General features: G+C 72.7%; 23 protein-coding genes. 17 read left to right on the top strand and 6 right to left on the bottom strand.

Features of this window, described 5'->3' with window-relative positions; translation table 11 throughout:
- The first annotated feature begins 27 nt into the window (after positions 1–27).
- The 5 genes from ACIPSE_RS23395 (at position 28) to ACIPSE_RS23415 (ending at position 5,862) form a co-directional block, all read left to right on the top strand.
- Positions 28–1,335: an ABC transporter substrate-binding protein gene (locus ACIPSE_RS23395; protein ID WP_401665230.1), complete on the top strand. Its 1,308-nt coding sequence runs from the start codon at positions 28–30 to the stop codon at positions 1,333–1,335.
- Positions 1,336–1,586: 251 nt separating this feature from the next.
- Entirely contained in the window at positions 1,587–2,411 is an 825-nt protein-coding gene (locus ACIPSE_RS23400; protein WP_401666062.1) for a carbohydrate ABC transporter permease, read from the top strand.
- Positions 2,412–2,473: 62 nt separating this feature from the next.
- The gene (locus ACIPSE_RS23405) at positions 2,474–3,244 is read left to right on the top strand and encodes a carbohydrate ABC transporter permease (RefSeq protein ID WP_401666064.1); all 771 of its coding nucleotides are present in this window, start codon (positions 2,474–2,476) and stop codon (positions 3,242–3,244) included.
- A 59-nt stretch (positions 3,245–3,303) separates the two neighbouring features.
- Positions 3,304–4,281, top strand: coding sequence for a hydroxyacid dehydrogenase (locus tag ACIPSE_RS23410; protein ID WP_401666066.1), 978 nt, complete (start codon positions 3,304–3,306; stop codon positions 4,279–4,281).
- Between the two features lie 132 nt (positions 4,282–4,413).
- Positions 4,414–5,862 carry an HAD-IA family hydrolase gene (locus ACIPSE_RS23415; protein ID WP_401665232.1) on the top strand — a complete coding sequence of 483 codons (1,449 nt, stop codon included), beginning with the start codon at positions 4,414–4,416 and terminating at the stop codon, positions 5,860–5,862.
- Positions 5,863–5,868: 6 nt separating this feature from the next.
- On the opposite strand, the gene ACIPSE_RS23420 is transcribed toward ACIPSE_RS23415, so the two are convergent.
- Together ACIPSE_RS23420 and ACIPSE_RS23425 are read right to left on the bottom strand one after the other, a co-directional pair.
- Positions 5,869–7,161, bottom strand: a complete 1,293-nt coding sequence (locus ACIPSE_RS23420; RefSeq protein WP_401665233.1) for a cytochrome P450 — start codon at positions 7,159–7,161, stop codon at positions 5,869–5,871.
- Between the two features lie 16 nt (positions 7,162–7,177).
- Positions 7,178–8,527, bottom strand: coding sequence for a glutamine synthetase family protein (locus tag ACIPSE_RS23425; protein ID WP_401665234.1), 1,350 nt, complete (start codon positions 8,525–8,527; stop codon positions 7,178–7,180).
- A 280-nt stretch (positions 8,528–8,807) separates the two neighbouring features.
- Here ACIPSE_RS23425 and ACIPSE_RS23430 point away from each other — a divergent pair, with 280 nt between their 5' ends.
- From ACIPSE_RS23430 to ACIPSE_RS23475, 10 genes are all read left to right on the top strand, one after another.
- Complete coding sequence (locus ACIPSE_RS23430; protein ID WP_401665235.1) at positions 8,808–8,996, top strand: ferredoxin; 189 nt, start codon at positions 8,808–8,810, stop codon at positions 8,994–8,996.
- 1 nt (position 8,997) lies between these two features.
- On the top strand, positions 8,998–10,236 hold the full coding sequence (locus ACIPSE_RS23435) for an NAD(P)/FAD-dependent oxidoreductase (protein WP_401665236.1): 1,239 nt from the start codon (positions 8,998–9,000) through the stop codon (positions 10,234–10,236).
- The gene (locus ACIPSE_RS23440; protein WP_401665237.1) at positions 10,233–11,039 is read left to right on the top strand and encodes an acetoacetate decarboxylase family protein; all 807 of its coding nucleotides are present in this window, start codon (positions 10,233–10,235) and stop codon (positions 11,037–11,039) included. The genes ACIPSE_RS23435 and ACIPSE_RS23440 overlap by 4 nt, the downstream gene beginning before the upstream one ends.
- Positions 11,040–11,073: 34 nt before the next feature.
- On the top strand, positions 11,074–12,540 hold the full coding sequence (locus tag ACIPSE_RS23445; protein ID WP_401665238.1) for an aldehyde dehydrogenase: 1,467 nt from the start codon (positions 11,074–11,076) through the stop codon (positions 12,538–12,540).
- Complete coding sequence (locus tag ACIPSE_RS23450) at positions 12,533–13,495, top strand: 3,4-dihydroxyphenylacetate 2,3-dioxygenase (protein WP_401665239.1); 963 nt, start codon at positions 12,533–12,535, stop codon at positions 13,493–13,495. Before ACIPSE_RS23445 ends, ACIPSE_RS23450 begins: the two co-directional genes overlap by 8 nt.
- An 11-nt stretch (positions 13,496–13,506) precedes the next feature.
- A complete protein-coding gene (locus ACIPSE_RS23455; protein ID WP_401665241.1) occupies positions 13,507–14,352 on the top strand; it encodes a fumarylacetoacetate hydrolase family protein in 846 nt (281 codons plus the stop codon).
- Positions 14,353–14,413: 61 nt separating this feature from the next.
- Positions 14,414–15,013: a TetR/AcrR family transcriptional regulator gene (locus ACIPSE_RS23460; RefSeq protein ID WP_401665242.1), complete on the top strand. Its 600-nt coding sequence runs from the start codon at positions 14,414–14,416 to the stop codon at positions 15,011–15,013.
- A gap of 269 nt (positions 15,014–15,282) precedes the next feature.
- On the top strand, positions 15,283–16,737 hold the full coding sequence (locus tag ACIPSE_RS23465; protein ID WP_401665244.1) for an APC family permease: 1,455 nt from the start codon (positions 15,283–15,285) through the stop codon (positions 16,735–16,737).
- A gap of 30 nt (positions 16,738–16,767) precedes the next feature.
- Positions 16,768–18,258, top strand: a complete 1,491-nt coding sequence (locus ACIPSE_RS23470) for an aldehyde dehydrogenase (protein WP_401665246.1) — start codon at positions 16,768–16,770, stop codon at positions 18,256–18,258.
- Positions 18,255–18,980, top strand: a complete 726-nt coding sequence (locus ACIPSE_RS23475; RefSeq protein ID WP_401665248.1) for a gamma-glutamyl-gamma-aminobutyrate hydrolase family protein — start codon at positions 18,255–18,257, stop codon at positions 18,978–18,980. The genes ACIPSE_RS23470 and ACIPSE_RS23475 overlap by 4 nt, the downstream gene beginning before the upstream one ends.
- Positions 18,981–19,017: 37 nt before the next feature.
- Here the strand turns inward: ACIPSE_RS23475 and ACIPSE_RS23480 are convergent, their stop codons facing one another.
- Positions 19,018–19,590, bottom strand: coding sequence for a MarR family winged helix-turn-helix transcriptional regulator (locus tag ACIPSE_RS23480; protein ID WP_401665249.1), 573 nt, complete (start codon positions 19,588–19,590; stop codon positions 19,018–19,020).
- Positions 19,591–19,747: 157 nt separating this feature from the next.
- On the opposite strand from ACIPSE_RS23480, the gene ACIPSE_RS23485 reads away from it, so the two are divergent.
- Complete coding sequence (locus ACIPSE_RS23485; protein WP_401665250.1) at positions 19,748–20,587, top strand: hypothetical protein; 840 nt, start codon at positions 19,748–19,750, stop codon at positions 20,585–20,587.
- Between the two features lie 11 nt (positions 20,588–20,598).
- On the opposite strand, the gene ACIPSE_RS23490 is transcribed toward ACIPSE_RS23485, so the two are convergent.
- Entirely contained in the window at positions 20,599–23,061 is a 2,463-nt protein-coding gene (locus ACIPSE_RS23490; protein ID WP_401665251.1) for a polysaccharide lyase 8 family protein, read from the bottom strand.
- Positions 23,062–23,229: 168 nt separating this feature from the next.
- Here ACIPSE_RS23490 and ACIPSE_RS23495 point away from each other — a divergent pair, with 168 nt between their 5' ends.
- Positions 23,230–23,898, top strand: coding sequence for a peptidoglycan-binding protein (locus ACIPSE_RS23495; RefSeq protein ID WP_401665252.1), 669 nt, complete (start codon positions 23,230–23,232; stop codon positions 23,896–23,898).
- Between the two features lie 13 nt (positions 23,899–23,911).
- Here ACIPSE_RS23495 and ACIPSE_RS23500 read toward each other — a convergent pair whose 3' ends face one another.
- Positions 23,912–26,281: a SpoIIE family protein phosphatase gene (locus ACIPSE_RS23500; protein WP_401665253.1), complete on the bottom strand. Its 2,370-nt coding sequence runs from the start codon at positions 26,279–26,281 to the stop codon at positions 23,912–23,914.
- A gap of 85 nt (positions 26,282–26,366) precedes the next feature.
- Positions 26,367–26,741, bottom strand: a complete 375-nt coding sequence (locus tag ACIPSE_RS23505) for a hypothetical protein (protein ID WP_401665254.1) — start codon at positions 26,739–26,741, stop codon at positions 26,367–26,369.
- Positions 26,742–26,829: the final 88 nt, after the last annotated feature.

The following is a 26,829-nucleotide window of genomic DNA, read 5'->3' on the forward strand; positions in this document are numbered from 1 at the left end:
CGTACGAGGTCTCGTAGGAGCCGTGCAATGACGCGCACTTCACGTTCGTTCCGCACCACCGCCCTGGCCGCCGTCGCGGCGCTCGGCCTGCTCGCCGGCGCCACCGCCTGCGGCGGGGACCCGTCCGGCGCCTCGGCCGACGGCAAGCCCGTCACCCTGCACTACTGGACCTGGACCCTCGGCGCCAAGTCCACCGTCGAGGCGTTCAACAGAACCCACCAGGACATCCAGGTCGAGTTCACCGAGATACCCGGCGGCACCGAGGGCTACAGCAAGCTCGCCAACGCGGTGAAGGCGGGCAACGCGCCCGACGTGGCCACGATCGAGTACCAGATGGTCCCCGAGTTCGCGAGCCAGGGAAACCTGATCGATCTGACCGACTACGCCGGTGAAACGGTCAAGTCGAAGTTCCCGGCGAGCATCCAGTCCCTGGTCACCTTCGGCGGCAAGACCTGGACGGTCCCCTACGACGTCGCCCCGCAGCTCCTCTACTACCGCACCGACCTGTTCGAGAAGTACGGCATCGAAGTCCCCAAGACCTGGGACGAGTTCAGGACCGCCGCGGCGAAGGTCAAGCAGCAGGACAGGAACGTCCGCCTCGCCTCCATGCCCAAGAGCGACGCCGCGCTCCTCGCCGCGCTCTCCTGGCAGGCCGGCGGCAAGTGGTTCAGCACCGAGGGCGACGCCTGGAAGCCCGCCGTGAACGACGCCCCCACCCGGAAGGTCGCCACCTACTGGGACGGCCTCGTCGCGGACGGCCTCGTACAGACCTTCACCGGCTGGAGCCCCGAGGAGACCAAGGCCCGCGTCGACGGCAGGACCCTCTCCTTCCTCGGCGCCTCCTGGTCCGCGGGCGGCATGAAGACCTCCATGCCCGACCTGTCCGGCAAGTGGGCCGCCGCACCCATGCCCAACTGGGGCACCGCTGCCGCCGGCAACTACGGCGGCACCTCCTACGGCGTCCTCAAGGGCAGTGAACACGCCGAGGCCGCCGCCGAGTTCATCACCTGGCTCACCACCGACAAGGCCGGCGTCGAGGCCCGCCTCGCCGATCTGGAGTCGCCCAGCAGCGCCCTGCCCGCCGACCCCGAGATGCGCGAGGTGGCCGCCGCGAGGTTCGACACCTCCTACCTGGGCGGTCAGGACCTCTACGCGCTCGCCTCCGCCCAGGTCGACACCATCGTGCCCGGCTGGACCTGGGGCCCGAACCAGATGGACGTGTACACCGCCGTCCAGGACACCACCGCCAAGTCCGGCTTCGCGGCGGGCGTCGACGCCGGCCAGGACAAGGCCGAGTCGGGCATCGAGGAACGCGGGCTGAAGCTCGCCGAGTGACCACCGGGGGAGTCGCCGTCCCGCGGGGCCGCGCGCGACCGGTGTCCCGTCCGCGCCGCCCCGGCCGCCCCGTCCGACCCGACCCTGTTCGTCAAGGAGCCCTCGTGGCAGTCACCTCCGTCCGACCGATGCGCCGGCACCCCGTGCGCAGGCCGCCGGACCCGCCGGCCGGAGCTTCACCGCTCCGGCGCGGCCAGCGGCGTACCGCCGCGCTCCTCATCGCCCCGTTCTTCGTCCTGTTCGCCCTGGTCATGGCGGCGCCCATCGGCTACGCGGGGTGGATGAGCCTGTTCCAGGAGAAGTCCTCGGGACTCGGCTTCGGCGGCACCGAGCGCGTCTTCGCGGGCTTCGCGAACTACGCGGGCGCCCTGTCCGACGACGGATTCCGCGCCTCCTTCGGCCACATCGCCCTCTACTGCGCCCTCTACATCCCTGTCATGACCGGCGGCTCCCTCGCCCTGGCGCTCCTGGTCGACTCGACCCTCGCCCGCGCCCGGCGCTTCTTCCAGCTGGCTCTGTTCCTGCCGCACGCGATCCCCGGACTGATCGCCTCGATCATCTGGATCTACCTGTACACCCCGGGACTGAGCCCCGTGCTCGACTGGATCGGCGCCGTCGGCGGCTCCTGGGACTTCTACCGCGACGACCACGTCCTCGCGTCGATGGTCAACCTGTGCGCCTGGCAGTGGACCGGCTACAACATGGTCATCTTCTACGCCGCCCTCCAGGCCGTGCCGCGCGAGGTGATCGAGGCGGCCGTCGTCGACGGGGCCGGGGCCCTGCGCATCGCCCTCCGGATCAAGGTCCCGATGATCGCCTCCGCGGTCGTCATGACCGTCCTGTTCACCTGCGTCGGCGCCATCCAGATCTTCACCGAGCCCAAGCTCCTGGGCCAGCGGGGCGCCCCGTCCATCGACACCGAGTGGTCGCCGACCCTGTTCATCTGGAAGGCCGGTTTCGTGCGGCACGACTACGGTCTCGCCGCCGCCGCGTCCCTGTTGCTCGCCGCGCTCGGCATCATCCTGTCCTACCTCGTCACCCGCCTCGGCAACCGGTGGAAGGCGGCGACCTCGTGAAGACCCTGCTCTCCAAGGGCGCCGTCAACGGCATCCTGCTGATCGCCGCGTTCTACACGCTCATGCCGGTCAGCTGGCTGCTGTTCGCGGCCACCAAGAACCACCGCGACCTCTTCGCCACCGGCGGATTCGCGTTCGGCGACTTCCACCTGTTCGCCAACATCCAGCGCGTGTTCAGCTTCGACGACGGCATCTACCTGCGCTGGTTCGGCAACAGCGTCCTCTACTCCGTCGTCGGCTCGGCCGCCTCGACCCTGCTGTGCGTGGCCACCGGCTACGCCTTCGACAAGTACGGCTTCCGCGGCAAGGAGAAGCTGTTCGGCGTCGTCCTCGGCGGGGTCCTCGTCCCCACCACCGTCATCCAGCTGCCCATGTACCTGCTGGCCAGCAAGGTGGGCGTCGTCAACACCTACTGGGCGCTGCTGCTGCCCGCCCTGGTCAACCCCTTCGGCGTCTACCTCGCCCGCGTCTTCTCCGAGGGGTACGTGCCCGACGAGGTGCTGGAGGCGGCCCGCGTCGACGGCGCGAGCGAACTGCGCCTGTTCGGGGCGATCTCCCTGCCGATGCTGCTGCCCGGCTTCATGACGATCTTCCTGTTCTCGTTCACCGCGAGCTGGAACAACTTCTTCGGCGCGCTCGTCATGCTCAACGACGACAAGCTCTACCCGGTCAACCTGGGCCTGTTCATGTGGAACAGCGTCACCCAGCAGCAGCCCGAGTACTACACGCTCGTCATCACCGGTTCCCTCGTCGCCGTCGTCCCGCTGATCGCCGCCTTCGTCTGCCTCCAGCGCTTCTGGCGCTCCGGCCTGACCGCGGGCGCGGTCAAGTGACCCTGCCCGCACCGAAGGAAGCCCCCGTGCCCCGCACCCGCCCGCACACCCTGCTCGCCATGGGCGACAGCATCCACCGCCGTCTGCTGGCCGAGGGCACCCTCGACCGGCTGCACACCGTCGCCCGCGTCGACACGGCCATCGCCGTCACCGACCTCGCCACCGCCGATCCCGCCCGACTGGCCGACGCCGAAGTCCTGTTCACCCACTGGGGAGCCCCGCCGCTCACCGACGACACCCTGCGCCGGCTGCCCCGCCTCAGGGCGGTCGTCCACGCGGCGGGTTCCGTCAAGCACCATGTCACCGAGGCCGTCTGGCGGCACGGCGTCACCGTGTCCTCCGCGGCGGGCGCCAACGCCCTGCCGGTCGCCGAGTTCACCCTCGCCGCCATCCTCTTCGCCAACAAACGCGTCCTGGACGCCGCCCGCGCCTACCGCGCCGCCCGTACCCCGCCCGACCTGCTGCCGTACTTCAGCGGTCACGGCAACTACCGCCGCACGGTCGGTATCGTCGGCGCCTCCCGCATCGGCCGCCGGGTCATCGACCTGCTGCGCCCCTTCGACCTCGACGTCCTCCTGCACGACCCGTACGTCGACGCCGCCCACGCCCGCGCGCTCGGGGCGGAGAAGACGGAGCTGGACGAACTCGCCCGGCGCGGCGACGTCGTCTCCATCCACGCGCCCCAACTCCCCGAGACGCGGCACATGTTCGACGCCCGGCGGATCGCGCTCCTGAAGGACGGGGCCACCCTGATCAACACCGCGCGCGGCTCCCTCGTCGACACCGACGCCCTCACCGCGCGGCTGCTGACCGGCCGCCTGCACGCGGTCCTCGATGTCACCGAACCCGAAGTGCCGCCCGCCGGCTCGCCGTTGTACACCCTGCCGAACGTGCTGCTCACCCCGCACATCGCCGGGTCCCTCGGCAACGAGCTGCACCGGATGACCGACTGGGCCATCGACGAGGTCGGCCGGTACGCGCGAGGCTTGCCGTTCGCGTACGGGATCGGGCCGGAGGAACTGTCCCGATCGGCGTGAACCGACCTGCCGGAAAGGAGGCCCCGTCCGGCAGGAGCCGACCCAACCCGACCCAACCCGACCTGACCCGACCCGACCTGACCTGACCTGACCTGACCAGGCTCGACCCGTCCCGAACGGAAAGGAAGTCCCGTGCCCGACCGCCGTGTTCTGGTCGTGGGTGTCGACGGAGTACGCCTCGACATCCTGCGCCGTCTGCCCACCCCGCATCTCGACGCCCTGGCCGCCGACGGCTTCCTCACCCCCGTCGAGGTCGACGAGGAGACCCCCACCATGTCCGGCCCCTGCTGGGCGACGATCGTCACCGGAGTCCGGGTGACCAAGCACGGGGTGTGGAGCAACACCTTCAGCGGCAACCGCCTCGACGTCTTCCCCGACTTCGCGACCCGGCTCGCCGAGAAGGACGGCCGCCGCACCTACGTCGCCGCCGGCTGGCAGCCGCTGATGCAGGCGCGCGGCGGCGGCCCCCTGTTCCGCGCCCCGGCCAGGAGCACCTACATCGCGCCCGCCGCCGACACACCGGAAGCGTGGGAGGACTGCGACGAGAACATCGTGCGCGACGCCGAGCGCGTCCTTGTCGAGGACGACGTCGAGGCCGCGTTCGTCTACCTCGGCGCACCCGACGAGACCGCCCACTACCGGGGCTGCGGCGCGGAGTACGAGACGTCGGTCCGCGCGGCCGACGCCCGGCTCGGCCGGCTGCTCGCCGCGCTGCGCTCCCGGCCGTCGTACGCGGTGGAGGAGTGGACCGTCCTCGTCGTCACCGACCACGGCCACGCCGACGGCGGCGGCCACGGCGGCCGTACCCCCGAGGAGGCCACGGCATGGCTGGCCGCGTGTGGACCCGGCATCGCGGCCCCGCCGCCCCGCGTCCGGCACGTCGACGTCGCCGCCCAGGCGTTCGCCGCGGCGGGGCGTCACATCGACCGGCACTGGACCCTGGACGGCCGGCCCTTCGCCGCCGCCCCGCACGCCGTGCTGTTCGACATGGACGGCACCCTGGTCGACACCGAGTCGCTGTGGCTGCGCACGGTCCGCGCGAGCGCACCCGACGTCGACGTCGACCGTGTCCTGGGCCGTTCGGTCGCCGACACCGCCTCCCACCTGCACACCCTCAGCGGCGACGACCCACGCGACCTCGCCGCGGACCTGGAGGCCCGCTTCCTCGCGGCGGTACGGGAGGAGGCGGCGCCGCTGCCGGGTGCGCTCGAACTCCTCGACCTGCTCGCGGAGTCGGCGATCCCGGCCGCCCTGGTGTCGGCGTCCTCGCGGACGGTGGTGGACGCCGTCCTGGAGCGGCTGGGCGCCGACCGGTTCCGGACGACGGTCGCCGAGGGCGAGACGCCCCGCACCAAACCCGCCGCCGACCCCTACCTCGCGGCGGCCCGCGCCCTCGGTGTCGACCCGACGGCGTGCCTGGCCGTCGAGGACTCGCCCACCGGGGTCAGGGCCGCCGAGGCCGCGGGCTGCCGTGTCCTCGCCGTCCCGTCGTTCGCGCCGATCGCCGCGGGGCCCCGGCGCACGGTCGTCCCCGGCCTGAAGGGCGTCGGCCGGCGGGAGGTATGGACGGCGGGTCTGTGACCGGGGTCAGGCGAGGGTCACCTCGACCGGCAGCTTCTTGATGCCGTTGACGAAGTTCGAGCGCACGCGCGGCACTTCACCGGTGAGCCGGATGCCGGCGAGCCGGGGGATCAGCTCCTCGAACATGATCCGGATCTCGGTGCGGGCCAGCAGATTGCCCAGGCACAGATGCGGGCTGCCCTTGCCGAACGTCACGTGGTCGTTGTTCTCGCGGGCCACGTCGAAGGCGTAGGGGTTGCCGAAGACCTCCTCGTCACGGTTGCCGGAGGCGTACCACATGACGACCTTGTCCCCCTCCCTCACCCGCTTCCCGCCGAGTTCGACGTCCCGGGTCGCGGTGCGGCGGAAGTGGTAGACGGGGGAGGCCCAGCGCAGGAACTCCTCGACCGCCGTGGGGATCAGGGAGGGGTCCTCCTGGAGGCGGGCGAGCTGCTCGGGGTGCTGGAGGAGGGCCAGCATCGAGTGGGTGATGGTGTGCCGGGTCGTCTCGTTTCCGGCCACCACCAGGAGCAGGAAGTAGTTGTCGAAGTCCCGCTCGGACAACGGGACTCCGTCGCGCGGGGTGGTGTTGACCAGCTTGGAGACGAGGTCGGCTCCGTCGCCGCCGCGCCGCTGCCGGGCCAGTTCCCGTCCGTAGGCGAACACTTCGAGGGAAGCGGGGGAGCGGAAGGGCAGATCGCGGTACTTCTCGCTCTCCTCGCTGTGCAGCAGCACGTCCGCGTAGTCGGGGTCGGTGTTGCCGATGATCCGGTTGCCCCAGTCGATGAGCCGCTGGTTGTCCGTCGGCGGTACGTCGAGGAGCCGGGCGAGCACGTTGATGGGGAAGTCGGCGGACACCTCGCGCACGAAGTCGAACCGGCCCTTGGCGAGTGCCGCGTCGAGCGTCTTCGCGGTGAGCCCGCGCAGGAAGTCGGTGTAGCTGTTGATGACGCCGGCGCCGAACTGCCGCTGGATGACGCTGCGCAGGGCGCGGTGGCGGACCCCGTCGAGTTCGAGGATGGAGGCGCGTTTGCGGATCTGGTCCTCGTCGACCTCTTCGAGATTGACGAACCGGGTGGAGGTGAAGGTCTCCGCGTCCCGGTCGACGCGGGCGATGTCGGCGTGCCGGGTCACCGCCCAGAAACCCGAGTTGGGCGCGTCCTCCGGCTGCCAGTGCACCGGGTCCTCATGGCGCAGGGTGTGGAACATCCGCCACGGGGTGACGCCGTCCGTGAAGCGGTCGAGGTCGGCCAGGTCGACGTCGGCGAGCGCCATCGGTTCGGCGGCGTCGGGGGCCGCGGGGGTGGGGTGGGTGGTCATCGGTGGCTCCCGGTCGTCACAGGTGGTAGGCGTACTCGGTGAACTCCCAGTCGGTGACGTGCCGTTGGAAGCGTTCGACCTCGTCGCGCTTGTAGGTCAGGTAGGCGGTGGTGAAGTCCTTGCCGAGCAGCGTGGACAGTGCGGTGTCCGCCTCCAGCGCGTCCAGGGCGGCCGGCAGGGTCTGGGGCAGCAGGGGCGATCGGGCGGTGTCGTAGCCGTAGCCCTCCAGCGGGGGCGGCGGTTCGTCGCCCGCCAGCACGCCGAGCAGGGCCGCCGCGATCGTGCCCGCGATCAGCAGATAGGGGTTGGCGCCGCCGTCGCCGAGCCGCAGTTCGAGGCGGGCCCCGCCGCCGCGCTCCGGCGGGACCCGCACCATGGCGCTGCGGTTGTCGAGCCCCCAGTCGATCAGCCAGGGCGCGAGGGTGTCGGGGCCGAAGCGTTTGTAGGAGTTCACGGTCGGATTGGCGAGGGCGGCCAGGGCGGGCGCGTGGGCGAGGACGCCCGCGACGGCGTGCCGGGCGGTCGCCGACAGGCCGTGCACCCCTGCGGGGTCGTCGAAGACGTTGGCCCCCGAGGCGTCCTCGCAGGACAGATGGAGGTGGAAGCCCGAGCCGCCCGCGTCGTTGAAGGGTTTGGCCATGAAGGTGGCGAGTCTGCCCTCGGCGCGGGCCAGCTCCTTGACCGCCGCCTTGAAACGGAAGGCGCGGTCGGCCGCCGACAGGGCGGGTGAATGGGTCAGGTTGATCTCGAACTGGCCGCCGTCGAACTCGTGGTTCCCGCTGATCGCGCCCACGCCCAGCTCCCTGACCCGCCGCAGGGTGCGCAGCAGGTGGTTGTCCGGGTCGGCGCGCAGTCCGGCGGTGTAGACGACGCCAGGGTCACGGGCGTACCGGCGCCAGCCGCCCGCGGGGTCCGGCTCGCACAGGAAGTACTCCAGCTCCGGTCCGACGACCGGCCGCAGCCCGTGCTCGGCGCACCGGTCCAGGACGGCGCGCAGCAGATCGCGCGGTGACTCCGGGGCGGGCACCCCGGTCGCCGGGTCCAGGACGTCCCCGAGACAGGTGGCGACCCCTGGTTCCCACGGCAGGGGCGTCAGCGTGTCCAGGTCGGGCCGGACCGAGATGTCTGGCAGCCCCGCGTCCAGGCCGCCGCCGACCGCTACCACGTCGCCCTGCGGGCTGGTGTGGTAGACGGCGCGGCAGAACGCCAGCCCGTGCTCCATGGCCCGGGGCAGTTCCTCGACCAGGACGTCACGGGCGCGGTCGGTGCCGATCAGATCGGGATAGGTCACCCGGACCACGTCGATGCCGTCGGCGGCGAGCCGCTCCAGATGGCGGCGGACGTCCGGGGTGTCGTGAGCGCTCACCGTTGTCTCCTCGGGCCCTCAGCTCATTGTTTGATGCCAAACGGTAAGAACGGGTGGCGGTGCCCGCAAGGGGTGCGGGGAAAGAATTTATCCAGACGGATAGGTATTGACGAGGGGTGAGGGCCTGCCTACTTTGTTTGAAGCCAAACGAGTAGGGGGTGCGGTGATCCGCACCCCTTTGGCCGGGGCCCGCCCGTGCACCGGGCGGGCCCTTTTCCCCTTCTCCTTCTTCCTCCCCTTCTCCTTCTCCCGCCCCGACGCCACTCCCAGGAGGCCGGCCATGAAGGTCGTCGTCGACATGAACAAGTGCCAGGACCACGGCCAGTGCGTCTTCGCCGCCCCCGACGTCTTCCGGCTGGACGACGACGGACACCTCGCCTACGTCCCCGACGCCGACGACGCCCTGCGCGACGAGGTCGAGGAAGCCGCCGACGTCTGCCCGCTCCAGGCGATCCGGATCGAGGGCTGACATGACGCGCACCGGACGCGTCGTCGTCGCCGGGGCCTCGCTGGGCGGTCTGCGCGCCGCCGAGCAACTGCGGGCGGCCGGCTGGACCGGACCCGTCACCGTCGTCGGCGACGAGCCCCACATGCCCTACAACCGGCCCCCGCTCTCCAAGGAGGTACTGGCGGGCCGGGCCTCCTTCGAGACGCTCGCCTTCACCCCGAAGGCGTCCACCGCCGACGTCGAATGGCGCCTGGGCACCCGCGTCACCGCCGCCCGCCTCGACGAACGCCTCGTGGAACTCGACGACGGCGGCACCCTGCCCTACGACGGACTCGTCGTCGCCACCGGCATGCGCCCCCGCCGCCTGGACCGCCCCGGCCCCCTCGCCGGCCGCCACACGGTCCGCACCCTCGCCGACGCCCGCGCCCTGCGCGACGCACTGACCCGCCCCGGCGTCCGTGTGGTCGTCATCGGCGCCGGATTCATCGGCTGCGAGGTCGCCGCCACCGCCACCGGGCTCGGCGCGGCCCACGTCACCGTCGTCGACCCGCTGCCCCAGCCGATGGTGGCACCCCTCGGTGACCTGCTCGCCCGCGCCCTGCGCGCCCGGCACGAGGAACGCGGGGTGCGGTTCGCGCTCGGCGTCGCCGTCGCCGGATTCGAGGGCGGCGAACGCGTCACCGGCGTCACCCTGAGCGACGGCCGCACCCTGCCCGCCGACGTGGTGATCGAGTCGGTCGGCTCGCTCGCCAACGTCGAATGGCTGGACGGCAACGGCCTGGACCTCACCGACGGCGTCCTCACCGACGCGCGGCTACGGGTCGGCGGCCGGCCCGAGGTCGTCGCGGTCGGCGACGTCGCCCGCTTCCCCAACGCCCGCTACGACGGCGTCCCGCGCCGCGTCGAGCACTGGTCCATCCCCACCGACACCGCCAAGCACGCCGCCAGGTCCCTCGTCGCCCATCTCACCTGCGGGGAGGCGGAGCCGGCGCCCTTCGCGCCGCTGCCCACCTTCTGGAGCGACCAGCACGACTTCCGCCTCCAGTCCTTCGGAGCGCCCGCCCTCGGCCTCGCGGACGTCCGCCTCCTCGAAGGCGCCCCGGACGGCGACCTGCTGGCCGGGTACCACCACGACGGCCTGCTCGTCGGTGTCGTCGCCCTCGGCGGCCCGGCCGTCGCCACCCGGGCCGCCCGGTACCGCGCCGAACTCCTCCGGCAGCCCGCCCGTACCGCCCTCACCGCGCAAGGAGCCCTCAAGTGACCGGTGTCCGTGGTTACTTCCACCCCAAGACGGCGACAGGCGCCTCGTCGCTGATCCCCGCGCCGCCCTGGCACTACTCCGGCGACCTGCTCACCGTCGAGTACCGCACCGACCCCGCCCGCGTCCGTGAACTGTTGCCCGAGCCGCTGGAGTTGGCGGAGGAGGACCCGGGAGCCGTGGCGCTCATCTGGGCCGACTGGCAGTCCTGCGCGGCGGCCGGGGAGGAACTCCTCGACCCGGTGCGCGCCCAGTACAAGGAGGCGTTCGCGGTCGTCCGCTGCCGGTACCGGGGACAGACGTACTCGCGCTGCGTGTACATCTGGGTCGACAAGGACTTCGCCGTCGCGCGGGGCCTGCACCAGGGCTATCCGAAGAAGCTCGGCTCCATCCACCAGACCCGCCCCCACCCCTACGGTCCCGCCCCGCGCATCGAGGCGGGCGCGCGCTTCGGGGCGACCCTCGCCGCCGCCGACCGCCGGCTCGCCCAGACCGTGGTGACCCTGCGCGAACCGTCGCGGACCAACGGGTTCGTCAACGCCCACCCCATGGCCCACCACCGCTGGCTGCCGTCCGTGGAAAACGGCAAGGGGCTCGCCCTCGACGAACTGATCGAGACCGGCGCCGCCTCCTTCGAGGCCGGCCAGGCATGGGTCGGCGACGCCGAACTGGAGCTGTTCGAGGCGCCCACGGAGGAGCTGGCCCGGCTGGAGATCCGGGAGCCGATCGCCGCGTACTACCGGCAGGTCGGCGTGGTGTGGGACGGCGGCCGGCTCCTGGAGTCCGGCACGTCCGCTGCCGAGTGAATCCCGTATCCGCCACAGGACTTGGAGGCCAGAGATGACCACGCACACGCTCAAGGTGGCCGGGGTCGCCGTCGACACCCGGCACTGGATCGGCGGCGAACGCGTCGCCTCCGCCGGGACGTTCACCGACGTGTCGCCCATCGACGGCGGCACGATCGGCGAGATCTCCCGGGGCACGGCGAAGGAGGCCGCCGCCGCGGTGGCCGCCGCCCGCGCCGCCTTCCCCGCCTGGGCCGCCACCCCGCGCGCCGAACGGGCCCGCATCCTGCACGCCGTCGCGGACGGGGTCGAGAAGCGGATCGAGGAGCTCGCGATCGTCGAGACCACGGACAACGGGGCGCTGCTGCGGTCCCACCGCCGCGGCGTGATGCCCCGCGTCGCGCACAACTTCCGTTTCTTCGCCGACTGGTTGCTGACCCTGGACCACGAGGACTTCGAGACGCGCGGGCACACGAACCAGGTCAGCTGGGACCCCGCCGGGCCGTGTGTGCTGATCACGCCCTGGAACGCCCCGCTGATGCTGGCCACCTGGAAGGTCGCCCCGGCCCTCGCCGCCGGTGACACGGTGGTGCTCAAGCCCGCCGAGTGGTCCCCGCTCACCGCCTCCCTCCTCGCCGACATCGCCGCCGAGGCCGGACTGCCCGACGGTGTCCTCAACGTCGTCCAGGGCCTCGGCTCCGAGATCGGCGACGCCCTCACCTCGCACCCGGACGTCCGCCGCATCAGCTTCACCGGGTCCGTGCCCACGGCCCGGCGCATCGCGGCCTCCGCGGCGGCCAACCTGACCCCGCTGAGCCTCGAACTCGGCGGCAAATCGCCCCTGCTGGTCTTCGCGGACGCCGATCTCGACCTCGCGGTGGACCTCGCCGTCGAGCAGTACGACAACGCCGGGCAGGTCTGCCTGGCCGCGACCCGCCTGCTGGTCGAGGAGTCCGTCGCCGAGGAGTTCACCCGCCGGTTCGCCGAGAAGGCCGGGCGGCTCACGCAGGGGGACCCCCGCGAGGAGGCCACCGACATCGGACCCTGCATCCACCCCCGCCAGCTGGAGAAGATCGACGGCTTCGTGCGGCGGGCCCTCGCGAACGGCGCCCGCGCGGTCATCGGCGGGCACCCGGGGGACGGGCAGTACTACGCGCCCACGCTCCTCACCGACGTCGCCCAGGACTCCGAGATCGTGCAGGAGGAGGTCTTCGGACCCGTCCTCACCCTCCAGACCTTCACCGACGAGGAGGAAGCCGTCCGCCTCGCCGACGACACCCGGTTCGGCCTCGCCGCCACCCTCGCCACCGGTGACCCGGAGCGGGCCGAGCGGGTCACCGCACGCCTCGTCGCCGGGACCGTCTGGGTCAACTGCTTCTTCGTCCGCGACCTCCGGGCACCCTTCGGCGGCTCCCGCCTCTCCGGCGTCGGCCGCGAGGGCGGCACCTGGAGCTTCGACTTCTACTGCGACCTCAAGAACACCGTGACCGCGCCGCGGGGATGGAGCCACAGCCATGGGTGAGATCGTCGGGGCCGGGCTGCTCGCCCACGTCCCCACCATCGTCCTGCCGGAGGCCGACCGCCTCGAACTCAACGAGGGCAAGGAGATCACCCTCGTCACCGGGCTCCGGCAGCTGCGCGAGGACGTCTTCGCCCGCGACGACTACGACACCGTCGTCGTCCTCGACTCCCACTGGGCGACCACCGTCGAGTTCGTCGTCACCGCCCAGCGCCGCCGCGCGGGCCTGTTCACCTCCGAGGAACTCCCGCGCGGAATGTGCCGGATGCCCTACGACTTTCCCGGCGACCCCGAACTGGCCCTCAACATCGAGCGGTTCGCGGACAAGCACGGCACCTGGATCACCGCGATCGAGGACGACTTCCTGCCGATCTACTACGCCACGATCAACCTCTGGAAGTTCCTCGGCGAGGGCCTGCCCGGCAAGCGCTGGGTGACCATCGGCGTCTGCCAGACCGGCGACATGGAGGACCACCTGCGCCTCGGACGCGCCCTCGCCGACGGCATCGCCGCCACCCCCGGACGCCGCGTGCTGCTCATCGCCTCCGGCGCCCTCTCCCACACCTTCTGGCCGCTGCGCGAACTGCGCGACCACGAGTCCAGCGACCCGTCGCACATCTTCACCCCAGAGGCCCGCGAGGCCGACCTGGAACGCATCGACTGGTTCAAGGCGGGCCGCCACGACAAGGTCCTCGACACCATGGACGCCTTCTGGAGGTTCAGGCCCGAAGCCAGGTTCTTCCACTACCTGATGATGGCCGGCGCCCTCGGCGAAGGGGCCTGCGCCGCCCCGGCCCGCCAGTACGGCGCCTACGAGAACTCGATCGGCACCGGCCAGGTCCACCTCTGGTTCGACCGCCCCGCCGACGGCTGGACCGGCACCGGACCGGCCGCCCGTACCGGACCGACCGCCCCGCGCACCCGGACCGCCCCGCGCACCCCGCACAGCCGCAGTTAGGAGACCGCCCCATGCCCGAGTACCGCCGCATCCTCCTGGACGGCGCCGCCGTCCAGGTCACCGTCGACGGCGACGAACTCGTCGCCGGTGACGGCCGCCGCGTCAAGGCCGGCGAGGCGCACCACCTGCCGCCCGTCGTGCCGTCCAAGGTGATCGCCGTCCACCTCAACCACCGCAGCCGCGTGGACGAGTTCATGATCGAGCTGCCCGCCACCCCCACCTACTTCCACAAGCCCACCTCCGCCCTCAACTCCCACCGGGGCGCGGTCGTCCGCCCCGAGGGCTGCAAGTGGCTCAACTACGAGGGCGAGGTGGCCATCGTCATCGGGCGCACCGCGCGGAACATCTCCCCCGCGGAAGCGGGGGAGTTCATCGCGGGCTACACGATCGCCAACGACTACGGCCTGCACGACTTCCGGGACACCGACGCCGGTTCGATGCTCCGCGTCAAGGGCTCCGACACCCTCTGCCCGCTCGGCCCCGGGCTGGTGACGGACTGGGACTTCCACGGCAAGAGCCTGCGCACGTACGTCAACGGGCAGGTGGCGCAGGACGGTTCGACGGACGAGATGCAGTGGGACATGCACTACCTCGTCGCCGACATCGCCCGCACCATCACCCTGTACCCGGGCGACGTCCTGCTGTCCGGCACCCCCGCCAACTCCCGCCCGGTACAGCCCGGTGACGTCGTCGAGGTCGAGGTGGAAGGGCTCGGGCGGCTCACCAACCACATCGTCACCGGACCCACGCCCCTGCGCGCCGACGTCGGCGCGCAGCCCACCGAGTCCGAGGAAGTGCTGTCCACCGCGCTCGGCGGCGACTGGGAGTTCCGTGGCGTCCGCCCGCCGCGCCGCTGACCGCGACGGCCCGGGGCGCACCGCCGCCGCCGGCGCCGTTCGCGCAGGTAGGGTCGCTGTCATGACCGATCCTGCCGAGCGGCGCCCCCGCAAGCGCGTGACCTACGGCGCGGGCCGCGAGGCCCTGCTGGACGCCGCTGTCCGCGTCGTCGCGCGGGGCGGGCTGCGCAGGCTCACCTACCGGGCCGTCGCCGAGGAGGCGGGCGTCACCCACGGGCTCGTCGTGCACCACTTCGGTTCGCGCGACGCGCTGATCGAGGAGGCGCTCACCCACGCCATCCGCACCTCCCTCAGCAGCAGCGCCCTGGAACCCGGCACCGGCGACACCGCCGACTTCGCCGCCGGGCTCACCGACATGGTGGCCACCGGACCCGACCACCAGGCCTTCCAGTACGAACTGCTGCTGGAGTCCCGCCGCCGCCCCGAACTGCTCCCGCACCTGCGGGCGCTGTACGACGAGTACTTCGACGCGGCCCGCCGCGAACTCACCCAGATGCTGCCCGGGCCCGTCGACGAGGGCCTGTCCCGGATGGTGTTCGCCACCCTGGAGGGTCTCGTCCTGCACCAGCTCGTCTTCGGCGAGCGGGACGTCATCGAGAGCGCCCTCGACGAACTGCGCGCGACGCTGCGGCTGCTCGCCCGCGAACGGGCCGGGGACTGAAGCGCCACCACCGCGCCTCCCACCACCACCGCGCCTCCCACCGGCCTGTCTCCCGCAGGCCCACCTCCCACCGGCCCGGCTCCCGCCCGACCCGCTCGACGCCCGCCCTCCGTCCCGCGTGCCGTACGGCTGGTCACGGCTTCGTAAGAAGTGCGCGTCGGCGGCGGAAACTCCGCCGCGGCCCCTTGCCAAACGGATAGTTCGGCCCCACGATAAGGCAACTCGTTTGGCCTGAAACGATCCTCCTCTCCTCCAGGCAGGTGATCCGAGTGGACAGTCGGACGGTCGCCGCGGCGCAGACCGCGCAGGACACCACATCCACCGCAGGCACGCTCAAGCCCAACGCCCTCGGCGTCCTGGGCATCCTCTTCTTCGTCCTGTCCGCACAGGCCCCGCTGACCGGCATCGCGGGCGCCGCCCCCATCTCCGTCGGGATCGGCAACGGTGCCGGCGCACCCGCCGCCTACGTGGTGGCCGGAGTGATCACGCTGCTCTTCTCGGTCGGCTTCGTCGCCATGGGCCGTCACGTGGTCAACGCCGGCGCCTTCTACACCTACATCGGCAAAGGGCTCGGCCGGACCGTCGGCACGGGCAGCGCCGGGGTCGCGCTCTTCTCCTACTGCGCCATCCAGGCCGCGATGTACGGCCTGTACGGCGCCACCGTCAGCGGTCTGCTGGCCGCGCACACCGGTCTCGACCTGCCCTGGTGGGCGTGCTCGGTGATCACCATGGCGATCGTCCAGGTGCTCGGCGCCTCCGGCATCGAGATGGGCGCCAAGGTGCTCGCGGTGTTCGTCCTCGCCGAGTTCAGCATCCTCAGCGCCTTCTCCCTGGTCACCCTGGTCAAGTGCGGCGGCCCCGAAGGGCTCGGCTTCGTGGACTCCTTCTCACCGGCCGCCGCCCTCGACGGCGCGCCGGGCGTGGCCCTGATGTTCGCCGTCGCCTCGATGGTCGGCTTCGAGGCCACCGCGATCTACGGCGAGGAGGCGCGCGAACCCCGCAGGACCGTCCCCCGCGCCACCTATCTCGCCGTCGCCCTGGTGACCGGCTTCTTCGCCTTCACCTCCTGGATGCTCATCTCCGCCTACGGCGCCTCCCAGGCCTCGGCGGCGGCCGGGAAGGCCCTGGAGAGCGGGGACTCCACGTCCTTCGTCTTCGCGCCCATCGCCGACCAGTTCGGCGCCTGGGTCAACGACGTGCTGCCCGTCCTGCTGGCCACGTCCCTGTTCGCCGGCATCCTGGCCTTCCACAACTCCGCCAACCGCTATCTGTACTCCCTGGGCCGCGACCGCCTGCTGCCCCACGCGCTCACCAGGACCAACCGGCGCCACTGCCCGGCCGTCGCGGGAGGCGTCCAGACCGGCATCGCCCTCCTGCTCGTCGTCCCCTTCGCGCTCGCAGGGAAGGACCCCGTCCTGACGCTCTTCTCCTGGGGCAGCGGCGTCGCCGTCCTCGGGATCATGCTGCTGTACTTCCTGACCTCGGCCTCCGTCGTCGTCTACTTCCGCCGCGAACGCCTCGACACCCGCCCCTGGAACACCCTGATCGCCCCCGGCCTCGGCGCCCTCGGCATCGCCGGTGCCATCTGGCTGATCCTCGCGAACTTCACCACCCTCATCGGCGGCGACAGCACCACCGCCCTCTGGCTGGAGGTGTCCGTCCCCGCGGTCCTGCTCCTCGGCCTGCTCACCGCCCGCCTGACCCGCCGCGACGCGACCGCCTAGACCGCCCCACCCCCGGAAGAGAGGACACCCATGTCCGCCGTCACCCACGACGAATGGCTCCGTCGGGCCAAGGCGCTGGAGATCTCCGGCGCGCACCACATCGACGGAGCCGACGAGCCAGGTGGCGGCGGGACCTTCCACGCCGTGTCACCGCGCGACGGCAGGGTCCTCGCCGAGGTCGCCGACGGCGGCCCCGCCGAGGTCGACGCGGCCGTGGCCGCCGCCCGCCGCGCCTTCGACCACGGCCCCTGGCCGCGCCTCGCACCCGCCGACCGGGGCCGTGCCCTCGTCCGCCTCGCCGAACTCATCGAGGACAACCGGGAGTCGCTCGCCCTCACCGTCAGCCTGGAGATGGGCAAACCCGTCACCGACGCCCACGACATCGAACTGCGCGCCGCCATCGGCACGTTCCGCTGGTACGGCCAGCTCGCCGACAAGCTCACCGACGAGTCCCCGCACACCGCGTCCGACGCCCTCGCCCTCGTCACCCGCGAGCCCGCCGGCGTGGTCGGCGCGGTCGTCCCGTGGAACTTCCCCCTGACGCTCGCCGGTTGGAAGGTAGCCCCGGCCCTCGCGGCCGGCTGCACCGTCGTCCTCAAACCCTCCGAGAACTCCCCGCTCTCCGCACTGCTCCTGGGCCGGCTGGCCACCGAGGCAGGACTGCCGCCGGGTGTCCTCAACGTCGTCGGCGGACGCGGCCCCGTCGCCGGACGGGCCCTCGGCCTCCATCCGGACGTCGACGTCCTCGCGTTCACCGGCTCCACCGCCGTCGGGCGCCACTTCCTGCGCTACGCGGCCGACTCCAACCTCAAGCGCGTCTGGCTCGAACTCGGCGGCAAGTCACCGAACATCGTCCTGCCCGACGCCCCCGATCTCGACCGGGCCGCCGCCACCGCCGCCTGGGGCATCTTCTTCAACCAGGGCGAGATGTGCACCGCCCCCTCCCGCCTCCTGGTCCACTCCACCGTGGCCGAACAGGTCACCGAGGCCGTCGTACGGCGGGCCCGCGCCCTGCGCGTCGGCGACCCGCTCGACCCGGCCACCGAGATGGGCGCCCTGGTCGGCGAGGCCCACCTCGGCCGCGTCCTGGACCACATCGCCACCGGCCACGACGAGGGCGCCCGGCTCCGCACCGGCGGCGCCCGCACCCTCACCGGCACCGGCGGCACCTACCTGGAGCCGACCGTCTTCGACCAGGTCACCCCCGCCTCCCGGCTGGCCCGCGAGGAGATCTTCGGCCCGGTCCTGTCCGTCCTGCCCTTCGACGACCTCGACGAGGCGATACGCCTGGCCAACGCCACCGAGTACGGCCTCGCCGCCGGACTGTGGACCTCCGACCTCACCACCGCCCACCGCGCGTCCCGCGCCCTGAGGGCCGGAACCGTCTGGGTCAACTGCTACGAGGAGGGCGACCTGACCGTGCCCTTCGGCGGCTACAAGCAGTCCGGCAACGGCCGCGACAAGTCCGCCCACGCCCTGGAGAAGTACACCGAACTCAAGACCACCTGGATCCAGTTGTGACACCCCACCCGGCCGGACCGCCCCTCGGGCACCGCCCGCTCATCGCCGTCCCGGCCCGGTTCGCCGCGTCCGCCTCCGCCCTCCGGTACGCCGCCGAGGTCAGCGCACGCGCGCTCGTGGAGGCCGTCTGGCGGGCGGGCGGCGAACCGGTCGCCGTCCACCCCGCCCCGACCGACGTGGCCGCCCGCCTCACCCGCTTCGACGGCGTCCTGCTGCCCGGCGGCGGCGACCTCGCCCCGCACCGCTACGGCGCCGCCGACGTGCACGCCGACGTGTACGACGTCGACGACGTCCAGGACGCCTTCGACCTGGAGACGGCCCGCCACGCGCTGGACCTGGGCCTTCCCCTGCTGGCGGTCTGCCGGGGGCTCCAGGTCGTCAACACCGTCCTCGGTGGCACCCTGCACCAGGACATGGGCGGCCCCGGCGGCGACCACCGGCATGTCGTGCACCCCGTCACCCTGGAACCCGGATCGACCGTCGCCCGGGTCACCGGAGCGGAGAAGACCGACGTCTCCTGCTACCACCACCAGCGCGTCGACCGCGTGGGCACCGGACTGCGCGTGACCGCCCGGGCCGCCGACGGCACGATCGAGGCTCTCGAACTCCCCACCGCGCGCGGCTGGTTCACCGCCGTGCAGTGGCACCCCGAGGACACCGCGCACGAAGACCCCGCCCAGCAGCGCCTGTTCGACGAACTGGTCCGCCGATCAGCCGGTTGACGTACCGTCAGCTGCCGGTCCGCCGGTTGACGCACCGTCAGGACTTGGAACGCCGCCCGCTGCGCCGCGGGGCCGGTTCGGCGCCGCCGAGCAGCGAACGGCGGCGCTCCTCCCCGTGCTCCTCGACCTGGAGGACGACCTTCCTGAGCCCCTCCGCGAGGACGTGGCACTCGGCGTCGGAGAGCCCCTCCGTCACGAACGCCTCCTCGGCGTTGAACTCGGGGAACACCCGGGCCATCAGCTCCTCGCCCTTGTCGGTCAGGCTCAGCAGGACCAGCCGTCCGTCGGTCGGGTGCCCGGCCCGGCGCAGCAGCCCGCGCGACTCCAGCGTCCGGGCCACCCCCGTCAGCGTGCCCTTGGAGATCCCCGCCTCCTCCGCCACGTGCCGGGTCTCCGACTCGCCCCACACCCACACCACCCACAGCACCACGAACGCGGTCCATGTCAGGTCCGAACCGCGCAGCACCGAGTTCTCCAGATGCTGGCGGACGGCGGAGGCGGCCCGGTAGATGTTGGCGACCGCCGCCATCTGCTCCCGGCGGATCGCGACGCCGCCCAGCTTGGCCGCGGCGAGCTTCTCGGCTTCGGTGATGGATCGCTGGCCGGGCACGGGGACTCCTTCGGTCGCGGGACGACGACCTCACCGTTTCCGAGGGCCGTGCGGTCGTTCGGCCTCAAATTGTACGGAAGCGCCCGCACCGGCCGGACCGGACAGCCGCTGACGTAACCTTTCTGCTGCCGTCCCGACGCCCCGGCCAGGAGCCCGCATGTCCACCGCCCGCCGCCCCCGCCTCCTCTATGTGACCGACCTGGCCTACCCGGCGCGCGGGCGCCGCTACTGCGACGAGGACATCCACCTCACCGCACGGCTGCGCGAGGAGTTCGACCTGGCCCTGTGCCACCCCCGCGACGCGGCCGCGCTGATGGACGCCTTCGACGCCGTCGTCGTCCGCAACAGCGGCCCCGTCCTCGCCTACCAGGACGCGTACGACGCCTTCCGCGCGCGGGCGGCCGAGGCCGGGACGCGGGTCTACAACCCCCTCGACGGCAGGGGCGACATGGCGGGCAAGCAGTACCTGCTCGACCTGAGCGCGGCCGGGTACCCCGTCATCCCGACCGTGGACCGCGCGGCGGACCTGCGCCGGCTGCCGGAGTCCGGGCGGTACGTCGTCAAGCCGAAGCTCGGCGCGGACTCGGTGGGGCTGCGGATCGTGGAGGCCGGGCAGGTGCGGGATCTCGCCGACGGCGACGTCCTCGTCCAGCCGTGCGTGGACTTCGCCTACGAGGTGTCCTTCTACTTCGTCGACCACGACTTCCAGTACGCCCTGTACGCCCCGCGCACCGACCGCCGCTGGGAACTCGAACCCTATGAACCGACCCCGCAGGACCTGGAGTTCGCCCGCCGGTTCGTCGGGTGGAACAGCCTCGCCCACGGCATCCAGCGCGTCGACGCCTGTCGCGCGCCGGGCGGCGAACTGCTGCTGGTGGAGCTGGAGGACCTGAACCCCTATCTCTCCCTGGACGCCCTCGACGACGCGACGAGGGACGCCTTCGTCATCGCGCTGAAGGCGTCCCTGCACCGGTTCCTGGAGGCCGCCCGGGGCTGACCTCCTGGAGGTCACGCCAGGCTGACGGTGATCTTCTGGGTGGCGCCCGCCGTCGCCGTGAGGTCGCCGAAGGTCAGGGTGAGCGCGGAACCCGTCGTCGCCGAGGTCACCGTGGACGGCTTCGAGACGACCGCGGAGACCGCCCGGTCCCAGGTGAGCGTGAGCCCCGTCAGCATCCGCTTGGGGTCGCTGACGCAGAGCACCGCCGTGCCGTCGCCCTTCTCGGTGACCATCACGGAGCACGGGTCGCTCGCGACGAGCGGGCCGACCGTGCCGCCGAACCAGAAGTTGACGCCGGTGAAGCCCGACGAGGGCACGCTGACGCCCTGCTGGCCGTCGGTGTTGGCCAGCACGGTCAACCAGCCCGTGGCGGCGGCGCGGGCCTGGGTCTGCGCGGCCGTGGCGCCCGGCATCAGCAGATAGGCGTAGCCCGCGCCGGTCGGATCGGTGCCGTGGTCGACGTACAGGGTCAGGTACGTGCGGGTGAGCGCGGTCGTCGAGCCGCCCTTGTTGATGTCGCTCCACGCGCCGGTGCGCGCCTCGCGCCGCGCGGTGAAGTCGGCGCCGCCGGGGAAGACGTAGCCGCCCATGCCGCCGATGTGCGCCCAGCTGGCGCCGGTGAACGCCTGCGACCACGGGGAGGCGGCGGAGCGGACCGTGCCGTCGACGGTGAAGGTGTGGCCGCCGGTCGCGCCGAGGTTGCGGTTCTCGATCGTCGACTCGACCGCCGTGCCGTCCGTCGACGTGATGCCCGCGCCCAGGCAGACGATCGCGTCGTCGAGGCAGAACCACGACTTCTTCGCCAAGAGCGTGGACTGAAGTCCCTTGAGGTACTGGCCGATCGAGGCCCGCCGGCCGTCGGTGACCCCGCCGACCCAGTTCACGTCCGGCAGGGACGCGCCCCAGTCGCCGCCCGCCGCGTCGGCGAGAACCTTGCGCGAGGCGGTCGTGCCGGGCAGCCGGTAGGGGTCGACGGTGGGCCAGAAGGCGTCGCTGTACTGGCCGTTGGCGTAGGTGTCGCCCCACCAGTAGAGCATTCCGGAGCCGGTGTGCCAGCCGCGCAGGTTCTCGCCGTTGCCGGTCTCGTAGTAGGTGATCCGCCGGTCCGCCATGCTGATCGAGGCGGCCCAGCCGGGTCCGCGGTGGGTGGCCCGGGCCATGCCGGTGAACAGCCGGTGCCCGGTGGGCTCGGCGAGCGCGGTGACCGTCGTGTCGTCCTGGACACCCTGGAGACGGGCGAGTCCGGCGAGCGAGAGCGAGGGGTCGCTCATCGGCGGGCTGTAGTAGTCGCGCTGCATCCAGCCCTTGACCAGCGCCCGCCAGCGCGCGTTCTCCGTGCCGCTCGCGCCCAGTCCGAGCAGGACGATCGCCGCGAGGATCGGGTGGCCCCGCAGATGGTCGTCCTGCTGGATCTGCTTGGCGTCGGTCGCGGTCAGGCCGCGGCTGATCGCGCGGCCCGCGACCCCGTCCATGACCAGGCCGTTGTGCAGGAACGGTGCCCAGGCGTTCTCGACCGCGTCGAACACGATCTGCCGGTTCGCGTCCGTGACCTCCCAGGTCGACCCGGCGAGCAGCGCGAACAGCATCCCGAGCCCGCCGAGCATGACCGAGCCGTAGGAGCCCGTGTAGGGCACGGTGGTGTGCTGGATGAAGGACCCGTCGGTGTAGAGCCCGTCGCCGCTCGTGACGTACGGGAACACCGGGGAGAGGGCGTCGCGCGCCAGTGCCGTCTTCGCCGCGCTCGCGCCGACGATCCCGCGCAGCGCCAGCACCCGGCACAGGTCGACCCGGTTGGCGCCGGTGCTCGTGCCGGAGTAGGACGCGACGGCGGAGTCGGGCACGAAGTGGTCGACGGCGGCGAGGAATCCGGCGAGCCGCGCGGCCGACAGGTCGTCGTACAGCAGCACGCAGATGTCGAGCAGCGCCTGCGGTGCGCCGATCTGCCAGTTGTACCAGTTGCCGTAGCGGGTCTGGCCGGCGTTGTAGACCTCGGCCTGGAGGTGGTCGAGACCGGTGAGGATCGCCGCCTTGAGGTCCGCGTCGCCGGTGAGACCGGTGCCCGGGCGGACGCAGGCCTGGGTGAGCGTGTGGAGCCGGGTGTAACTCGCGTTCATGTTGGCGGAGTAGCCGTACGACTCCTGGTCGGTGTCCGGCTCGGGGTCGGCGTAGACCAGGTCGGGCCAGAGGGAACCGGTCGCCGGGGCCATGGTGGACAGCAACTGGGCCGCTGTGGTGCCCAGTTCGGTGAGCCGGGTCCGGAACGGCTCGGCGGTGGGGCTGAATCCCTCGCCGAGGACGAGGGTGCTCCACTTCGCCCGCAGGGTGGCGAACTCGTCCGCTTCCGCCGCCGTCGCGGCGGCCGACGGGACCGCGGCGGAAGCCCGCGCGGCGAGACCGAGGGCGAGGGCGGTACCGGTGCTCGCGGACAGGAAGCCGCGGCGTGACCAACGGGACAGGCGAGGCATAGTCGTCATGACGGCGGTTTCTAGCACGCGAACGATCGAACGCTCAATAGCGCCTACCGAATCGATCGTATTGATCGGTTCAGGTTCGGGCCGGGCCGCTGAACCGGCGGCGCCCGCGCCGCGTATCACACCCGGGGACGGTCGCGCCTGCCGCGCGAGGGACGGAAGGAGACCCACGTGCCGACACCGCCCGAGACCGGGCAACCGCAGGACCGCCCGGTCCTCGAACCGATCAGGGTGCTGCGCCCCCGGCGCACCGACGCCCTGGCCGAGCTCTTCCGTGAGCCACCGCAGGACGGGGCCGGTTACGAGTCCGTGGTGATGCCGCGGCGGAGCCCCGAGGACTGGGAGGACGAGACCCAGGAACTGCCACCCGTCCCCGCGCGGCCCGCCCCCGTGTCCCACGGTGGCGGGGGCCTCGGCTTCGGGCCAGGTCAGCGCCGGGCCGCCGTGGTGATCGCGGTGGCCGCCGCCGCGCTGCTCGGCTTCGGCGGCGCGCTCCTGCTGCACGAGCGCGGACACACCGGGACCACCGCCACGCCCGCGCCGACGCCCACCCCTCCCGTCAGCGCGTCGGCACCGGCCGGGCCGGACGCCGTGGACCCCGACGGAGCCGGCACGCTCCGCGAGGGCGACAGCGGACCGGAGGTCACCGACCTCCAGCAGCGCCTGCTGCGCATCCCCGACGTCTACCGGGACGGCCCCACCGACGGCACCTACGACGCCGTCCTCACCGAGGCCGTGGCCCGCTTCCAGCTCTGGTACGGCATCCGCGGCGACGAGACCGGCGTCTACGGCAACGACACCCGGGACGCCCTGGAGTCCCGTACCACGGAGGGCGGTTGACGGCGGCGGGCGGTCAGGTCCGCCCGCCGGGGACCCGGATGTCCACGACGCACACGTCGTCGCGCAGCTCGCCCTCCAGGAGGTCCGCGAGCAGGGGCCGCAGTGCGCCGCGGCCCGCGGCGGGGTGGGCGACGGCGGCGTCGGCGAGCCGCTGAAGACCCCGGTCCAGTCCCTCGGACGGGCGCTCCACCAGCCCGTCCGTGTACAGCAGGATGCGGTCGCCCGGCTCCAGCGGACACACCTGCTCGGTGAACCGCGGTGAGGCGCACGCCCCGAGGAGCATGCCGCCGGGCCGGTCGAGGTAGCGGGCCCGGCCGTCGCGCAGCAGCAGCAGCGGCGGCGGATGCCCGGCCTGGGCCCACACCAGGCGCCGGTCGGCGGGGGAGTAGCGGGCGAGGACCATGGTGGCGGTGCCGTGCCGGCCGCGGGAGTGCAGCAGCAGGGCGTTGAGGCGGGCGAGGGCGCCGGTCAGCGACGATCCCGTGATGAGCATGCCCTTGGCGGTGAACCGGAGCTGGGCCATGGTGGCGACCGCGTCCATGCCGTGGCCCGCGACGTCGCCGACGACGAACAGGGCGTCGCCGTCGGGCAGTTCGATGGCGCTGAACCAGTCGCCGCCCACGTGTATCCCCGACTGCGCGGGCAGATAGGCGACTTCGACGCGCAGCCCGGCCGGGCGCAGCAGCCGGGTGGGCAGGGGCAGCAGCGCGTGCTGGAGCCGGGCGGCCAGGGAGCGTTCGGCGCGCAGGTCGTCGTACTGCGTCAGGATGGCCTGTTCGCTCTCGACGAGGGCCAGTTCGGCGCTGCGCTGCGCGGTGACGTCCTGGACGAAGCCGTGCACCTCGACGGGGGTGCCGCCCAGGTCGGTCACCGCTTCGGCGACCAGCCGCAGATGCCGCACGGCGTCGCCCTCGCCGGTGCGGAACGGCACGGCCGACGGCCGCCCGTGCCGCACGAGTTCGGTCACGGCGCGGGTCAGCGCGGGCACGTCCTCGCGCAGGGCGAGCGCGGGCAGCGCGGTGAGGCGGACCGGCCCGTCGGCGGGGTCCCGGTCGAGGGCGGCGTACACCTGGGAGGACCAGGTGGCCTCCTGGGTGACGAGGTTCCAGGTGACCCAGCCGAGGCTGCCGAGCCGCTGCATGTCGGCGAGCCGCTGTTCCTGCACGTCGGAGGAGGCGTGGCGGAGCCAGCTGACGGTGAGCGAACCGCCCAGACGCGCCACCCGCACGGTGTGGGTGGACAGTTCGGCGACCCCGCCCGCCACCGTCTCCTGGGCGAACGGCTCGCTGTCGTAGGGCTCTCCGGTGGCGAGCGTGCGGTGGCAGGCCTGCCACAGGGGCCGGCCCGCGAGCGTCGGGAAGCACTCCAGCAGGCGCAGGCCGACCAGTTCGTGGCCGGTGCGGCCGAAGGCGTCGAACGCCTCCCGGGTGGCGGCGGTGACCCGGTAGTCCTCCGCCTCCCCGGACGGTCCGCGCTCCGGGGCCAGCAGCAGGGTCGCCCCGGGCAGCGCGTCCAGGACGGCCTGCACGGAGTCGGCGTCGGCCGGGTCGCGCGGGCTGCCGAAGGCGCGCAGCCGTCCGGCGCAGAGCCGGGCGACGGCCAGCAGATGGGCCCGGGTCCGCGGGGTGAACGGGCCGCCGCGGGCGCGCAGGAAGCCGACGCAGATGTCGGCGCTGTCCCGGGCGGTCATGGGCAGCCAGGCCCGCGACAGCCAGCGGTCGGGCGGGTCGCCGATGAGCAGGTGCTGCTCCCGCTCCCGGCGGACGTCCTCCAGCCACCGGGGCTCTCCGGAGCGGAGCGCGTCCAGCGCGGCGATCCCGCCGAGCGGCGGCACCTGGCGCCACTGGGCGGCGAGCCGGTCGTCGATGCCCGCGTGCCCGATCAGTTCGAGGCCGCCGGAGGGCAGCCGGGCGAAGATCATGACGGCGTCGGCGTCCGGGCCCGGCGACAGATGGTTCAGCAGACAGCGGGCGAGGTCCTGCGGGGTGCCCACCCGGACGAGCGCCCTGCCGAGCCGGCCGAGGTCCACGGAGCCGGACTCGGACGCCTCCCGCGACGTGGGCACGAGGCGGGCCCGGCGGCGCGCGTCGGGCGGCGGGGCGGGGTCCGTCGGCGGGGTCAGCTCGCCGAGGGTGATCCAGCACTCCTCCAGCAGGGTGCGGCCCGCGGCTCCGGCGCGCTGGGCGAGCATGTCACGGGCGGCGTCGGGCGAGCAGCCGGTCAGGGCCATCACCGCGCCCCGGGCCCGCTCGACGACTGCCGCGGTCGCCGACTCGTCGCGCAGGCGTTCCAGTTCGGCACGTTGGTGGGCCACGATCCGTGCCAGCGCCACCGTGTCCGGGGCGGCGCCCGACTCCGCCGGAAGGGCGGGCTCGCTCGTCACGCGATGAGCATCGCACAGCGCGACGCGTTCGTCGGCGGTCTCGTGCGGACCGGATCAGGGGATGCCGGCACCGGGCGTGCCCTGGTCAGCGCCCCGCGTTGTGGTCGATGAGCGCGCGGCTGACGGCCCGGACGCTGCGCGCGATGTGCTGGAGCTGCAGGACCTCCGCCGCGTACAGCTTGATGGTGTGTTCGATGACCGATTCCGGCAGGCCGAGGGCGGGCAGATCGGCGCGCGCGGTCTGGAGCGCGGTGCGGGCGACGCGGATCTCGTGCTGGACCTGGATCTGCGCGTGCCGGGCGAGCAGCACGGGGTGGCGGATCAGCGCCGGGTAGCTGGCGTAGCGGGCCGGCACCAGCTCACGCAGCCACTTGGCCGCCGAGCGTTCCCAGTCGTAGCTGCCGGGCGTCTTGACCTGGCAGGGCCAGTCCTGGGCGATGTGGGTGGTCGTCACAGTCATGGAGGGCGGCTCCGGGTGTGCGGCGTCGTGAGGGGTGGTCCGACGGGTTGGGCGGCCCCGGTCTAGGGGATGACCGGGGCCGCCACGG

Origin of the sequence: Streptomyces sp. NPDC090106, from assembly GCF_044747265.1 — a bacterium.
Taxonomy (GTDB): domain Bacteria; phylum Actinomycetota; class Actinomycetes; order Streptomycetales; family Streptomycetaceae; genus Streptomyces.